The organism is Clostridium cuniculi (assembly GCF_004353185.1).
GTDB classification, from domain to species: domain Bacteria; phylum Bacillota; class Clostridia; order Clostridiales; family Clostridiaceae; genus Clostridium; species Clostridium cuniculi.
The window spans coordinates 1-12,997 of sequence record NZ_SMUS01000058.1; the positions used below are offsets into that span (position 1 = coordinate 1).

The window sequence follows — 12,997 nt, forward strand, 5'->3', positions numbered from 1 at the left end:
CCCTTCCGTCTGGAGTTCTTTGTCTACTACACATAAAACCTAAAGTACCAAGTGCTACTGCTCCATATGTTTCACTACTTTCGTCTAAATCTTCAAAAAGCATAGCTCTTATATGTTGCTTTTGTGCTACCGATTTTTGGGCTCTTATCATGGCTTTAGTAGAGTCAATAAACCCTTGTACTTCATTAGCTTTTACAGTTCCATTATCATTTAAAATACTATTAACTTTATTAGATATATCAACTTGATTATTGAAAAAATTTGATATTTCATTTCCTAATTCTATAGATGTATATTCTCCAGTAATTAAATCTCTTTCATAGTCTATCACTCTTGCTTTAACATCTATATCTAAATATTTTATATAACAATTTACTGTATCACCTTTGTTAACTTCAACAAGGATTTTCAAGTCTTTATATGCTGTAGTATTAGCTAAATTAATCATATCAATTTTATAATTTATAGTAGGCTTATCTATTCCATTATCAAATAATAAGTTGCACTGTCTAATTAATTCTTCCCTAGCTCCTTCTATAGTATCAAAGCCTTCTTCATCATCAGAATTCTCCTTAACTTTTACATCTGGGAATTCTATAACTCTCATTTTAGGTTGAGTATATTTATTTATTAAAGGACTATCTACCCATGGAGCATTACCTTCTAACATAATTCCATCATAACCAACTGGAATTATTCTAGTTACTACCTCTTCTATATTTACATCTTCTTCAATTTCATTAAGATTATATCCAAATTCAACTCTTACTCCATTGTTTGAACCAATTCTATCATTAATGTAAACATCAAAATTTTCACAATAAAATTCTCCGCCCCATCTATTTACAAAGCTATTTTCATCACCTCCAACTATAGCCTCAACTATGTTTTTTCTAACATAATAAGATGTATTAACTGCTGTTATATTACTATGCCCCGTAAATGGAGTATCTTTTAAAATGTAATTTAAAGCCTCTTCCCCTGTCATATTGGTAGGTCTTACATCTAATAAAACTCTATCTATTAAATCATAAAAAATAGGTCTTGCATAAGCTGTTACACTATACAATGACCTAACTATATTATATATTCTATAAAGTTTTTTCTTGCCATTTTCTTCTGCAGCAATAACATTTTCATAATTAATATATTTCCATCTACCTTCAGCATCAATTAAATACTCTAATTTTAACTCTTTTTCACTGTCCTTATAAGTGCATGAAGTCGGATTTAATGTTATGTCTCCGTTTTTATCGTAATTTGTATTTGTTTTTAAATATATTTCTATCATCTATACACACCTCAAATTCGGAATAATGTAAATCTTAAATTCATCTGCCCAAGAAAAAATATTTTCACCTTCTTGTAAATATAAATCTTCATATTTTCCTTCTAATGCTACATTATCTACTATTCCTTCTCTGTAACATAAACCTTTATCTGTATCTATTATTAACTCTTGCCCTACATTAGCCTTAATAACTTTATTATTTATGTTAAGAGTTAAATTCCCTTCACCTACAACACGATAAATAGGCTTAGATACTAAATAATCATTATATAAAACTGTATTTAATTCTATTTCATCATTATCTATATAAACATAAGGCTCACAAGTAAAAGTAACATCAAATCTACCTAATTTTTTTAATACTCTTTCGGGGGTATCTATAGTTACTTTATTAACTTTATAATATACTTCAAGGTCATCAGCAAACTTTAATCTATTATCCACTTTGCTTAACAACCACTTCTTAATTCTCCGAAAATCCTTATCCCACTCAAAAGATTTTTTAGATAAAAAATTAAAAGATATAGGTATCTCTATATCTTTGTATCCTTTTTCTCTATATAAAGTTTTTCCACCTGGTACTTTTACTTCTTCATATTCCATTTCAGGAGAAGGTTTAGGAGGTCTATCTACTATTGATAAATCAACATCTAAATTAGTTGCGTCATTATATAAAATAAAATATTTCATTAATTTCTTCCTCTTACTATTCTATAATTATTAGTTCCTTTATCTATATTTTTTATTACTTGCTTAGTAGTTTCATTTATTATTAGTTTGCTATCTAAGTAAGTTTTGTTTGTTGTGTACAAAGCTATTTCTCCCTTGTTATTTGTATTTAAATTTTGTATTGCCTTAGTTATTTCACCTAAAACACTAAACATCATACTAATCATAGTATCATTTCCATAGGATGATAAATTAGCTTGTCTTATCATATCATTAGCGTTTAAAGAAGCTCTGCTATTAGCATTATAATAGCTTCCACTTAAAGCTACATTATCTAAACTTAAAGGTGATATTCCATAGGTATCAATTGCCGGTGTTATAGTTGCTTCTATACCTCTAGCTAATCTCTTAAATGGATTAATCTTAGAAATTACCCCACTTATTTTATCTCCTATACCAGAAATATAACTCCAAGCTCTCTTAAAAGGTGATGTTATAGTATCATATAGATTCGAAAAAGCATTAGAAACTGAAGTTTTTACATTACTTGCCCATGTAGAAATTCCATTTTTTATATTATCTATTATTGTAGCAATATTATTTTTAATTTCATTAAATTTGTTAACTACACTGTCTTTCATCTCTTGTATCTTATTAGTTGCAGATGTTTTTATTTCGGTAAATTTATTAATTGCGCCTTCTTTCATTTCTTGAACTTTAGTTACCGTTTTATCTTTTATTTCTGTAAACTTAGTAGTTATCCAATTCGTAAAATTTGACCACAATTGTTTTGACCATTCACAAAAACTATTCCAACATTCAACTATTTCATCCCATTTTACAATCATTAAAGCTACAATAGCTATTAAAGCTGTAATAGCCCCTACTACCAATAAGACTGTTCCTGTAACTGGCAAAGTGGCGACATTAAATGCCATAACTGCTAATGTTAAAGTACCTAAAAAGCTTATAATAGGACCCATTATTGCTAAAAATGCCCCTAATGCACCGACTATAATTAATATTGTTCTTGTTAACTCTGGATTATCTTCAACCCATTTAGCAACTTTTTCTACTATATCTGCTATTTTTTCCATCAAAGGTTGTAAGACTGGCAATAACTTTTCCCCTATAGTTCCTTTAACTTCTTCTAATCTTGTAGACAAATATTTAGATTTCATACCAAATTCTTGCGCTTCTTGACTTGCTAATCCTGTTGCAGATGCGCTCTGTCTTGCTACTTCATTATAAATAGCCATAATCTTTTCGTTATTACTTAAACTATCCCAAGACTTATCTAAGCTTTGAACAAATTCAGTTTGAGCTAATGTAGTAGCCGAAATATTAACTCCAAATTTATCGACTGCTTCATAGTTTCCTTGTAACGCACTTTTGAATGCTGATAGTGATTCGTCAAATGGTAAATCTGTTATAGCAGCTAAATCAGCTACTAGATTCATTGTTGATTCAGTAAGTGTATTAGTTTCATCTGTGGTTAATCCCATATTTTTGTAGTAATTTGCTATGTTCGTAGCATTATCTTTGTATTGTTTATTTGTTAATCCTATTACCTCAGATAATTTACTATTATTATTTATAAGTTCTTTAGTTGTCGAATCTAAATTATTTAATATAAATTCAGTTCCTGCAACTTCTGCTGAATACTCAGAACCAGATTCAACTAGATCTCCAATAACATCTAATACTTTTTTACCAGCTTCTGTTGCTTTATCTCCTAGCTCCGTCATCCCTTGTCCAATAAGAGATAATTTAGAATTAAAATCTACGCTATTTTCACCAGCTTCTTCAAGGCTTTCTCCTAACTCCTCAACCTCATCACTCGCTTCACTAGCTCCATTCTCTAATTCATCTAAAGCTGAAGCCGTTTGACTTATCTGTGCTTCCATGGCTTTAATTTCTGCTTCTGTTGATGAAATAGTTGTATTCATAGTTGTTAAACTATTATTAGCATTTATAACACTATTTCTCTTAGTTTCTAATGCTTTACTTGCTTTCTTTAATTGATCTTCTAACTCTTTAACTTCTTCGCTATTTTCTCCATATTCTTGTTTGGCTTGTTCTAATGCTTGTTCTAATGATTTTACTTTTTGTTCTTGCTTTTGGTATGCACTTACAGCTTTATCTAATGTAGCTGTACATTTTTCTTGTTCAGATTTATATACACTTAATTTATCTTTTAATTTTTCTACTACAGATTGCTGTAATTTTAACTTTGTACTTAACCCCTCTGATGTTTTTTCAAAATCTTCTACTCCAGCACCAGCATTTTTAAAGTCTGTTTGCATTTGTTTTATATCTTTATTAATACTATTTATTTGTTGCTTCATAGTTCCAGACTTTAATGCAAGATTGACTACTAATTGTTTTTCATTTGCCATATTCCCCTCCTTTCTTTAATCTAATACCATTAATTTTTTATTTTCTGAACTTATATTATTCCCTTTATTTTTGTTATTACTTTTATATCTTTTTTCAACCTCTTTATTAGCTTCAATATATAAATCTAATTGCTTAAATACAAATCTTAAACTCGACTCATATATTTCTTCATTACTCATTTTTAGTAAAGATCTACCCATGTAGAGTATATTGTCTATATCTACATAACCACCATCTTTACTCTTTCCTACTTTTTTTCATTTTCATTTTTAGCTTCTGGCATATCCTTATTTAATAATTCTGTTATTATTGGTGCTAACGCTTCGATTGTCGCTATTTCATCAAAATTCTTAAAGAATTTATAACCTAATACTCTACCAGTTTTTTTATCTGATACCATGCTATAGATTAATTTTAATATTATCTTTAAATCGCCTTTTTTCATTTTTTCTACAGCTTTTTGTAATCCTATTTTATTACTTTCTTGAAAGTGGCTTATATTTTTTAATGATAGTGAAACTATACACTCATTACCATTTATATTAACTTCTACTTCTTTTCTATTTGATAAATTTATAATCTCCATTAATATCATCCTCTCTATTTAATTGCATAATAATAGAGTAGATATTTCTACCTACTCTATTTGTTATTAAGTTGCAGAAGGAACTCCAGGCATAATCACAGATGTAAAGAATTTATTATATTCAGCTTGATATTTAGCCTTTGTTTCTTGTTCACCTATTGCATTAATTTCTGATTCAGACATCCATAAATCAACATATTGCTTATCTTCTATTTCTACTGGCAATGCTTTACCTGTAAATGTCCATTCTTCTCCTTCACTTTCTGATTCATTAGATTGTTCTTCTTTTTTAAGATTACAATTATATAAAACTCTTCTTCTTGTGGTGTTATCATCCATTAACACCTCATATGCTAAAGCAAATTGAGGGACTACACTTCCTACAACTCCAGCCATTTTCCCATTAGCATATTCTAAGCCTGTTAATTCAGCTAAAAGCTTTAAGGCCATTGAGCTAGACATTACTACTTCAACATCTACATATTGTAATATAGATGAAGAATGTTCTGTAGTGCAATCAGAAGAATACTCAATTTCCTTATAGCTATTTGTTGTTTTTAAAGAAACACAGTTTTTAAGTGGTAGTGCCGAACCATATGTTCCTTCATTTTCTAATTTAAATGCAGTAAGCTTTCTTACACCTAATTCTCTTGGCATATATTTATTCCACCTTTCTTTATATATTTTTACTGGCAGTTATAGAAATTTGAATATAACCTTCTTTAGTTGTAGCTGATTGATTTACAGATACATTTCTAAATAGATTATTTATTAAAACTTCTTCAAACTTATCAACTGTAGCATTTATTTTTTCATTTATTATTAAAATAAAATAGAAGTCATAACTAAGTGACTCCTTTTCCATATCTGAAATATTTAACTCTTTTTTATAATTATAAACTACTACAGGAACTTTTCCTTCTTCTCTACTTACATAATAAAAAGGAATACCTAGCTCATTTTCTAGCCTATTTATTACTTCAATCATATTCCACCTTATCTCTATTTGAGAATTTTATCAATTTCTTTACTAACAATATTTATCATTGCTTTAGCTGCTTTGTCTTTACACTTTTTGAAGCTATCATCAATCCATCCAACATGAGTATTAATCATTTCCCCATTTTTCCATAACTCATACCCGTAATTTTGGAAATAAAGATGTTTTGCTTCTTCCCAATTTTCTGCTGAAATTCCAACCCTACCGACTACAGTCCCGGATTTAGAATATTTTTTTATCTCAGTTATATCTAATTTGTCTGCTCCATGATCATTATTTTCAGGATCCTTCGGAGCATCCTTTTTCTGTTGTTCTAAGACTATTTTTGCCCCTTCTTCAACTGCTTGTTTCCCTATTTTATTTCCTATTGCCCCTAAATTATTTAAGTCATTTACAAGCTCATCAAATCCATTAAATTTTACAGACATTTAATTCACCTTCTTAGCTTTGATTTCATAATATCTATTTGATAGTTGTATATTATTTACGTAAATAATATCATAAACCTCTCCTTTATATGTTAATCTATCTTTAGATGTAATATCTTTATAGTTAAATCTAATATAAAAAGTAGCTTCGACTTCACTATTGGTTCCATAAGCTTCTGTGTATTCTGAACCTCTTGTATAAAGAATTTTTGCTCTAGCATTGCAAAGTGTACTCCATTGTTCTACTAGCCTATTGTCTTCATCTTTTAATTTTTGGCATCTCTCTATAGTTATCTGATGTTTAAATTCACCCGGATTAATTTTATATCTAGCCATAAATAATACCTATAATAGATTTATAGAATGCATATCTAAAATAGAATTTACAATTTTATTAACTTTATCATTTTCAACTGAATATATTCTATTTTCATACATTTCATTACATAAAATCATTAAAGCTATTGTTAAATCTTCTTTACTATCAATTTGTTCTTCATTTAATCCGGTATAACTTTTAATATAAGCTTTAGATGCTGATAATATATTGCTCAATATATTATTATCATAATCATGATCAACATTTGCGTACCCTTTTAAATCAGTAATAGTTACTTCACTAATCTTCATGAAATATCACCTCTCTTAAAAATAAAAAGGTGGATAACCCCACCCTCTATTATGATGCCTTATTGAATATTCCTGCTACTTGATCATCATTTTTAACTTTTCCATCCATGTATAAATCTGCTCCATATCCTACTAAGCCTTTTCTAATATAAGCCGAATCATTATATACATGTAATGCCATAGTTTTTTGAGTATTTGTATGATATGCATTTGGAGTTGCTAATGCAACAATACATTTCGCTCCAGTATCTGTGATGCTAGGCATTGCATCTGTAACTTCTACTGGAATACCTAATATCTTATATCCAGTTTCTTCAGTTAAATCTGGTTGAAGTAATGGTCTTCCTTGACTATCTTTAATTAAATCAAGTACTAATAATGTATCTGAATGCATAAACCACTTAGCCTTTTTCCATGCTGATTTCTTTAATTTAGCTTTACATTTTTTCATGTCATCAAATGTTATTGTACCTCTTGCTTCTAAAGAAATCTTTTTTGTTATTCCTGATAATAATCCTGTAGGTTGTTTAGTGCCTGTTCCAGTAAATATTGCAGCTTCAACAGCATCAATCATACTTTCAGTAACATCATCTATTATAAAAGCTTTTAAATCTATTTCTTGCGAATTTAACATTTGTTGAGTTATTGCTGACTCTCTATATAATCTATGTTGTTTTAATTCTACTAAAGTTAAATTAGGAATGCTCCCTGTAGGATCTTGCTCCGAATTTTCATCAACCCAATTAGCAGTTCCAGACGAAGTTTTCTTTGGAATCTTAGTATCCCCTTTAATTGTAGTTGCATTAAAGAACTTGTACACATCAGATCTATCTTTTAATTCCTTAATTATTTCTTTCACAAGTTCACTATTTACAACAAACCCACCTTCTGAATTTGTTCCAGTATTCATAGCGGCTGCTCTATTTTCTAATATACATCTTAACTCTTCATTTATTATTTCATCTAAAGTTCTTTTTTCTTTAGGTGGCTTTTTATCGCCAACTTTTCTTACTTCCTCTTCTGCTTCTAAAGTAACATCAATATTTCTTATTTCCTTTTTAATTTCTTCATATCTACTTACTTCATCATCATTCATTGCTCTTGTTTCAGCTTTTGCCTTATTAAGTAACTCTTCCATTTCAGTTACTAACTCTTCTCTTTTTTCTTCTAATTCCTTTGTATTAACTGGTAATGTTCTTATTTCTAATATTCTTTTTTCTAACTTTTTTCTTAACATTCTATTTCCCACCTTTTATTTGTTTAATTTCTTCTTCAATTTTTGAATAATCTATAGGTTCATTTCTTTTTTCAGTTTCTTTTGAAGTATTATCTGTTATGAAGTTTTTATTTTCTTCCTCTTCTCTAAGTTCCTTTAACACTTCTTCCCCAGCTCTAGCTTCAATTGATGTAGCAATATAAGCTGGCATCTTTGTATTATCTATAATTGATACTTCTGTAAGTTCTAATTCTTCAACAAATCTTCTCTGTACCCCATCTTTTTCTTCCCATCTATCCTTATCTGAATAAAATCCAAAGCTCCAACCCCTTAACTGGTTATTTCTAGCCTTTTCAATTACCTCTGCATCAGTTACAGTACATATGGCTCTTAGACCTATATTATCCTCAAACAACTCTAAATTACCTTCTGAAGTTGAGCCTAACTTCCTATTGCCATCATGATTTAATAATAAATCAACATTTTCACTCTTTGATAATGCTCTCTCAAATGCTTTTGGTACTATTTGCTCTACAAATTTCCCTCTAACACTAGGAATAGGTCTGCTATCTCTAGCGACTGCATTAACATATCCATCAATTACTACAGTATCATTTCTAATTTCTATTCTCATCTTGTTCACCCCCTTTCAAGTTTGATGTTTTATCTGTATTAGGGGTATAAACAGTTTTATTTTTAGTGTTATACAATACATCATTTAACCCTAATAAAATAGTATCTTCAAACAACTCTATTGGCTCTAAATCCTCTTTATATCTAACTTCATTTACTCCCATGATTTTATTTTTAATCGCTATTTCATAAGCTTTAAATCTCTTCTCTATATCACCTTTTAACAATTCATTTGCATCATATCCAAAATAAAAAGACTTCTTCTCTTTTTCTAGAAGTAAGTCTCTATTAATACTTGCTATTAAATTATTGAGTATAGGTAATATCCCAATTTTAAAAGCTTTGTCAAAATCACTCTCGTTAGCTTTCCCATCGCCAGTTATTATACTTGGTGGCATGTTTAATACTTTACAAATTTCAGAGCCATTTGCTATTTTATTTTCATTTAACTGTAATTCTGTAGGGGTAGCTTGGCTTTCTTTAAATGTTAACCCCTTATTAAGCACAATACAATTTTCAGTATTATTAGAATACATATTTCTCCACTGGTCTTTTAATGTATTCATAGATTCAGTATTTAACTTTCCTTCTGATTCAATAAATCCCTTTTTATTTCCTCCAGTTTTGCTTAATATATTTTCATATTTTAATGAATTATAAGCTACTGATAACAATAATGGGTTTTCTTCTATAATTCCATATCCATCAGCTCCATTATCACTGTGTCTCAATAATTTTATGAAATTATATGGTTTATAGGTTTGTCCACCTATTATTACATCATAGTTTTTAAAAATTGGATCTACATTTTTAATTATACTTACATCACTTTCTTTAACATAATGTAAACTTACAAACTTTCCTTTTTCTTTATTTATGTAGATATATCCATTTCCCATTAGTAAATAATCTATAACTAAAGCTTTTTTCATTTCAAACGAAGTAAGTGTATCTCCAGTTTCTTCATTCAATAGTCTAATCCTTATATCGTCCTTTATTTCAGTTACTTCGCCATTTTCCTCTTTATAAAGCTTAATAGGAATACTTGCCACTAATGATGATATTAACTCAACACATCCTGCTAAAGTAGGAATATTTAAAGCTTCTATTCTAGTTATATTATCCTCAATCAGTCCTGCAGCTAATAATAAATCTCTTAAACCAGTTTCATCTTGATCTAAGATTGACCGTTCTTCTTTTCTTCTTTTCCAAAACTTTAAATTCATATTTTACCACCTTTCTATATAACTTGAATAGTAAAGTCATCTTTTTGAGATAACATTATATCTTCTTGTAATAAATATAATGCATCAATAATACTCATAACTAAGTCTATTTTCCCTTTACTCTTTTTCTTATTTAAGTATTTATTAAGATTAGTATCTTCTGTTTGTCTAGCATTTTCAAAATTAATCTCTAATAATTTATTATCTAAATAATTAAAAGATTTATTATCTAAATAATTAAAAGATTTATTTAATATGCTTTCTTTTAATAATTTAATTGGAGCATGAAGTATTCTACTATGCTGCACTACTTCAACACATTCAATATTCCCTTTTGACTCAATCTTTTGAGCTGATGATAATGCATTCCTTCTATCATAACCAAGCTTTATAATTTCAACTCCATATTCTTTTTGAATATTCAATATAAAATTCTCAACAAACTCATAATCTATAACATCATCACCACATGAATAACAATTTTTCTTTCCAATCTGCTCTCTATAGTTAACATCTTCTTTTTTAGATTTCATTTCAACTCTTTTTTCAGGAATAAACGCCCAGCTTTTAGCAATTATTTTCTTAGTATTTTCATCATAAGTTAACATTGATACTGCTGTATTATCATCTGTTTCTGCTAAGTCAACACCTATATAGACTTCTCTGCCTTTCCAATCAAATTCATTAATTTTACATGGTTTTAACTCATCAATAGTTATAAAAGCTTCTCCACTGTTAGATGGCATAAAATAATTCATGCTTTTAGTTAGATATTCTTCAACTAAGCTCTGTTGTTCTAATGCTCTATCCCTATCTTCTCTAATTGTTTCATAATTCTCCTCTATTCTTAAAGGATTAGCTTGATACATTCCAATATCATCCCATAGATGTTCTTTTTCAGCATAATATAATAATGCAAATTGCCTTTCATTTTTACTTAATCCATTAAAAACTTTTTTCATGTACTCCAAATCATCTTGCATTATTGAATTATCAATTGCATAAGCTGTAGTTGTTCTAAATAACAATGGATTAATTACGTTTTTTTGACCTGATTTCATAGCTGTAAAATTACTATTATCCTTAAAGTTACCATGTTCATCACTTACAAATGCAGAAGGTCTAATTGAGTTGTTTTTACCACTTTCAGCAGTTCTAGGTTGAAAAAAACTTTGAGTTATCTTACACTTAATCTTTCCAACTTCTGTTTTTGACCATTCAAAATGTTTAGCTATTAATGGACTAGCATTTAATATTTGAATCATTGCCTTTCTTATTTCTGCTGCAAGCTCTCTAGTTAAACAAATACTATAAAACTCTGAATAATCTTGTTCTGTTAACATTAGTAATAAAAATGTTAATCCAACCAAAGCAGTTTTAGCATTTTTTCTAGCTATATATAGAGTTATATCATTATATCTAAACTTATTTTTATTATCTTTAAATCTCCATCCAAATATATTAGCTAAAAAGAAACATTGAAAGTCTGCTAGATTTTCTAATACCTGCTTTCCAGCAACAAACCCCGTTGCAAAATTGAATAATTTTAATAGATTATTTATTATCTTAAGCTTGTCTTCATCAAAATAAAATTTAAAATCCTCATTATTTTGCTTTTGTAAATCAACTAAGAACCATTTACATTGAATTATAACTTCTTTAGTAGTTATCTCTTTACCAGCAACAACTCTTTCTGCATATCTAATAGCTCTATCAAGTAAAATCATTATTCTCCTCTAAGAGCTTTAATAACTGCATCTTCTTCAGCATTTTTAGTATTAATATTTATATTAGCTATCTTTGCTCTAGATTGAGGTGATAAACATAACTCATTACAGCATCTATAAAAATCTTTATCATAACTATCTTTTTTAGACATTATATCTTTATTAAATAGCAACTTTTGATTTTTATTAACTAAGCCTTCAATGAAATGCAATCTATCAATTGCAATTGCAGCTTTAGTAAGTAAAAATATATCTAAGTTGCTTAGAATCTCACTCGCTTTTAATTCATCTACTATAAAATTAAAGAGATAAAGTTGAGTTTTTGTTAGATCCATACTTGGAATTAACTTATCAGCTTTACCTCTTATTAATTCTTCTTTTTCTATCCTGGTGTCAATTTCTTCTTTTGTTTGTGAGCATTCAGTTAAAACTTTTGCTGATTTGCAAGGTCTTGCCAAATTTAACACCTCCTAAAATTTCAAAATATATTTGTATCCCAGAAAAACATTTCATTTTACAGATTTATCTTACCTAGATAAGGGACTGTAACTGTCGGTTACCATTCCAAAATAAATTTAACCTACTAGGGGGCTATCTTTCATTATTCTTTTTAGCTATTGTCTTTAGATATTGCTTTGATATAGTACCTTCTTCAGCTCTCTCATGATGATATACACATAATGTTATTAGATTATCATCATCATAAAATAACTCTTCATTCTCTTTATATGGTTCAATGTGATGTACTTGTAATTTATTAAACTCATACTGTCCTGTTGGATTAAAATAATCTTTTCTGATACATACTTGACATATATAGTTATCTCTATGTTTTATCTGTTCTCTTTTCTTTCTCCACTTATAAGTGTTTCTTAAGTCCCCCTTATAACTTACCTTAGTCCTTATAGTTGCTTTCTTAGAACATACTATATCAGTAGAATGAACTCTCCCACAATAACAACAACTCTTTAATCTAGCCATTGCTAATATTCCTCTCTATATTTCTATACTTTTTGATGCTATTTCTTTCTCTTTAAGCTTTAATGCTTTCTTATCATTTTCTGCTTTGTTAGGATCATCTTTCCATTGAGCTTTCTTCCTATTGTTTAACCAATACTTTTGAGCTGCTATATCTGGTCCTTTATATTTCTTTACAAGTGATATCTTTACATCTTCTTTAACGAGTATAGT

Annotated in this window: 16 protein-coding genes and 1 pseudogene; all 17 read right to left on the reverse strand. The window is 28.6% G+C overall.

The window, feature by feature from the left end; all coding sequences use genetic code 11:
• The coding region (locus tag EJJ37_RS18490; protein ID WP_193553945.1) for a phage tail spike protein at nucleotides 1-1,291 on the reverse strand (1,291 nt) is incomplete at its 3' end.
• Nucleotides 1,292-1,981: a distal tail protein Dit gene (locus tag EJJ37_RS18495; RefSeq protein WP_133016933.1), complete on the reverse strand. Its 690-nt coding sequence runs from the start codon at nucleotides 1,979-1,981 to the stop codon at nucleotides 1,292-1,294.
• Nucleotides 1,981-4,359, reverse strand: coding sequence for a phage tail tape measure protein (locus tag EJJ37_RS18500; RefSeq protein WP_133016934.1), 2,379 nt, complete (start codon nucleotides 4,357-4,359; stop codon nucleotides 1,981-1,983). The genes EJJ37_RS18495 and EJJ37_RS18500 overlap by 1 nt, the downstream gene beginning before the upstream one ends.
• Nucleotides 4,360-4,374: 15 nt before the next feature.
• Entirely contained in the window at nucleotides 4,375-4,539 is a 165-nt protein-coding gene (locus tag EJJ37_RS20475; RefSeq protein WP_166484830.1) for a hypothetical protein, read from the reverse strand.
• Between the two features lie 68 nt (nucleotides 4,540-4,607).
• The gene (locus tag EJJ37_RS18505) at nucleotides 4,608-4,946 is read right to left on the reverse strand and encodes a hypothetical protein (protein WP_133016935.1); all 339 of its coding nucleotides are present in this window, start codon (nucleotides 4,944-4,946) and stop codon (nucleotides 4,608-4,610) included.
• 66 nt (nucleotides 4,947-5,012) lie between these two features.
• Complete coding sequence (locus EJJ37_RS18510) at nucleotides 5,013-5,603, reverse strand: hypothetical protein (RefSeq protein WP_133016936.1); 591 nt, start codon at nucleotides 5,601-5,603, stop codon at nucleotides 5,013-5,015.
• Nucleotides 5,604-5,622: 19 nt separating this feature from the next.
• Entirely contained in the window at nucleotides 5,623-5,934 is a 312-nt protein-coding gene (locus tag EJJ37_RS18515; RefSeq protein WP_133016937.1) for a hypothetical protein, read from the reverse strand.
• Nucleotides 5,935-5,948: 14 nt separating this feature from the next.
• Nucleotides 5,949-6,374 carry an HK97 gp10 family phage protein gene (locus tag EJJ37_RS18520; protein ID WP_133016938.1) on the reverse strand — a complete coding sequence of 142 codons (426 nt, stop codon included), beginning with the start codon at nucleotides 6,372-6,374 and terminating at the stop codon, nucleotides 5,949-5,951.
• Nucleotides 6,375-6,710 carry a phage head closure protein gene (locus tag EJJ37_RS18525; RefSeq protein ID WP_133016939.1) on the reverse strand — a complete coding sequence of 112 codons (336 nt, stop codon included), beginning with the start codon at nucleotides 6,708-6,710 and terminating at the stop codon, nucleotides 6,375-6,377. It lies immediately after the preceding gene.
• Between the two features lie 9 nt (nucleotides 6,711-6,719).
• Nucleotides 6,720-7,004 carry a head-tail connector protein gene (locus EJJ37_RS18530; RefSeq protein ID WP_133016940.1) on the reverse strand — a complete coding sequence of 95 codons (285 nt, stop codon included), beginning with the start codon at nucleotides 7,002-7,004 and terminating at the stop codon, nucleotides 6,720-6,722.
• A 49-nt stretch (nucleotides 7,005-7,053) separates the two neighbouring features.
• Complete coding sequence (locus tag EJJ37_RS18535) at nucleotides 7,054-8,241, reverse strand: phage major capsid protein (RefSeq protein ID WP_133016941.1); 1,188 nt, start codon at nucleotides 8,239-8,241, stop codon at nucleotides 7,054-7,056.
• A gap of 1 nt (nucleotide 8,242) precedes the next feature.
• Nucleotides 8,243-8,854 carry an HK97 family phage prohead protease gene (locus EJJ37_RS18540; RefSeq protein ID WP_133016942.1) on the reverse strand — a complete coding sequence of 204 codons (612 nt, stop codon included), beginning with the start codon at nucleotides 8,852-8,854 and terminating at the stop codon, nucleotides 8,243-8,245.
• Complete coding sequence (locus EJJ37_RS18545; RefSeq protein ID WP_133016943.1) at nucleotides 8,838-10,079, reverse strand: phage portal protein; 1,242 nt, start codon at nucleotides 10,077-10,079, stop codon at nucleotides 8,838-8,840. Before EJJ37_RS18545 ends, EJJ37_RS18540 begins: the two co-directional genes overlap by 17 nt.
• Before the next feature lie 14 nt (nucleotides 10,080-10,093).
• Nucleotides 10,094-11,806, reverse strand: coding sequence for a terminase large subunit (locus EJJ37_RS18550; RefSeq protein WP_133016944.1), 1,713 nt, complete (start codon nucleotides 11,804-11,806; stop codon nucleotides 10,094-10,096).
• Entirely contained in the window at nucleotides 11,806-12,264 is a 459-nt protein-coding gene (locus EJJ37_RS18555; protein ID WP_133016945.1) for a P27 family phage terminase small subunit, read from the reverse strand. The genes EJJ37_RS18550 and EJJ37_RS18555 overlap by 1 nt, the downstream gene beginning before the upstream one ends.
• Before the next feature lie 133 nt (nucleotides 12,265-12,397).
• The gene (locus tag EJJ37_RS18560; protein WP_133016946.1) at nucleotides 12,398-12,787 is read right to left on the reverse strand and encodes an HNH endonuclease; all 390 of its coding nucleotides are present in this window, start codon (nucleotides 12,785-12,787) and stop codon (nucleotides 12,398-12,400) included.
• Between the two features lie 15 nt (nucleotides 12,788-12,802).
• Nucleotides 12,803-12,997: pseudogene (locus tag EJJ37_RS18565) on the reverse strand (Xaa-His dipeptidase); the annotation flags it as partial.

Coding starts and splice junctions, on each gene's coding strand:
- EJJ37_RS18495 (WP_133016933.1), bottom strand. CDS start 1,981: ATGAAATATTTTATTTTATATAATGACGCAACTAATTTAGATGTTGAT.
- EJJ37_RS18500 (WP_133016934.1), bottom strand. CDS start 4,359: ATGGCAAATGAAAAACAATTAGTAGTCAATCTTGCATTAAAGTCTGGA.
- EJJ37_RS20475 (WP_166484830.1), bottom strand. CDS start 4,539: ATGAGTAATGAAGAAATATATGAGTCGAGTTTAAGATTTGTATTTAAG.
- EJJ37_RS18505 (WP_133016935.1), bottom strand. CDS start 4,946: ATGGAGATTATAAATTTATCAAATAGAAAAGAAGTAGAAGTTAATATA.
- EJJ37_RS18510 (WP_133016936.1), bottom strand. CDS start 5,603: ATGCCAAGAGAATTAGGTGTAAGAAAGCTTACTGCATTTAAATTAGAA.
- EJJ37_RS18515 (WP_133016937.1), bottom strand. CDS start 5,934: ATGATTGAAGTAATAAATAGGCTAGAAAATGAGCTAGGTATTCCTTTT.
- EJJ37_RS18520 (WP_133016938.1), bottom strand. CDS start 6,374: ATGTCTGTAAAATTTAATGGATTTGATGAGCTTGTAAATGACTTAAAT.
- EJJ37_RS18525 (WP_133016939.1), bottom strand. CDS start 6,710: ATGGCTAGATATAAAATTAATCCGGGTGAATTTAAACATCAGATAACT.
- EJJ37_RS18530 (WP_133016940.1), bottom strand. CDS start 7,004: ATGAAGATTAGTGAAGTAACTATTACTGATTTAAAAGGGTACGCAAAT.
- EJJ37_RS18535 (WP_133016941.1), bottom strand. CDS start 8,241: ATGTTAAGAAAAAAGTTAGAAAAAAGAATATTAGAAATAAGAACATTA.
- EJJ37_RS18540 (WP_133016942.1), bottom strand. CDS start 8,854: ATGAGAATAGAAATTAGAAATGATACTGTAGTAATTGATGGATATGTT.
- EJJ37_RS18545 (WP_133016943.1), bottom strand. CDS start 10,079: ATGAATTTAAAGTTTTGGAAAAGAAGAAAAGAAGAACGGTCAATCTTA.
- EJJ37_RS18550 (WP_133016944.1), bottom strand. CDS start 11,806: ATGATTTTACTTGATAGAGCTATTAGATATGCAGAAAGAGTTGTTGCT.
- EJJ37_RS18560 (WP_133016946.1), bottom strand. CDS start 12,787: ATGGCTAGATTAAAGAGTTGTTGTTATTGTGGGAGAGTTCATTCTACT.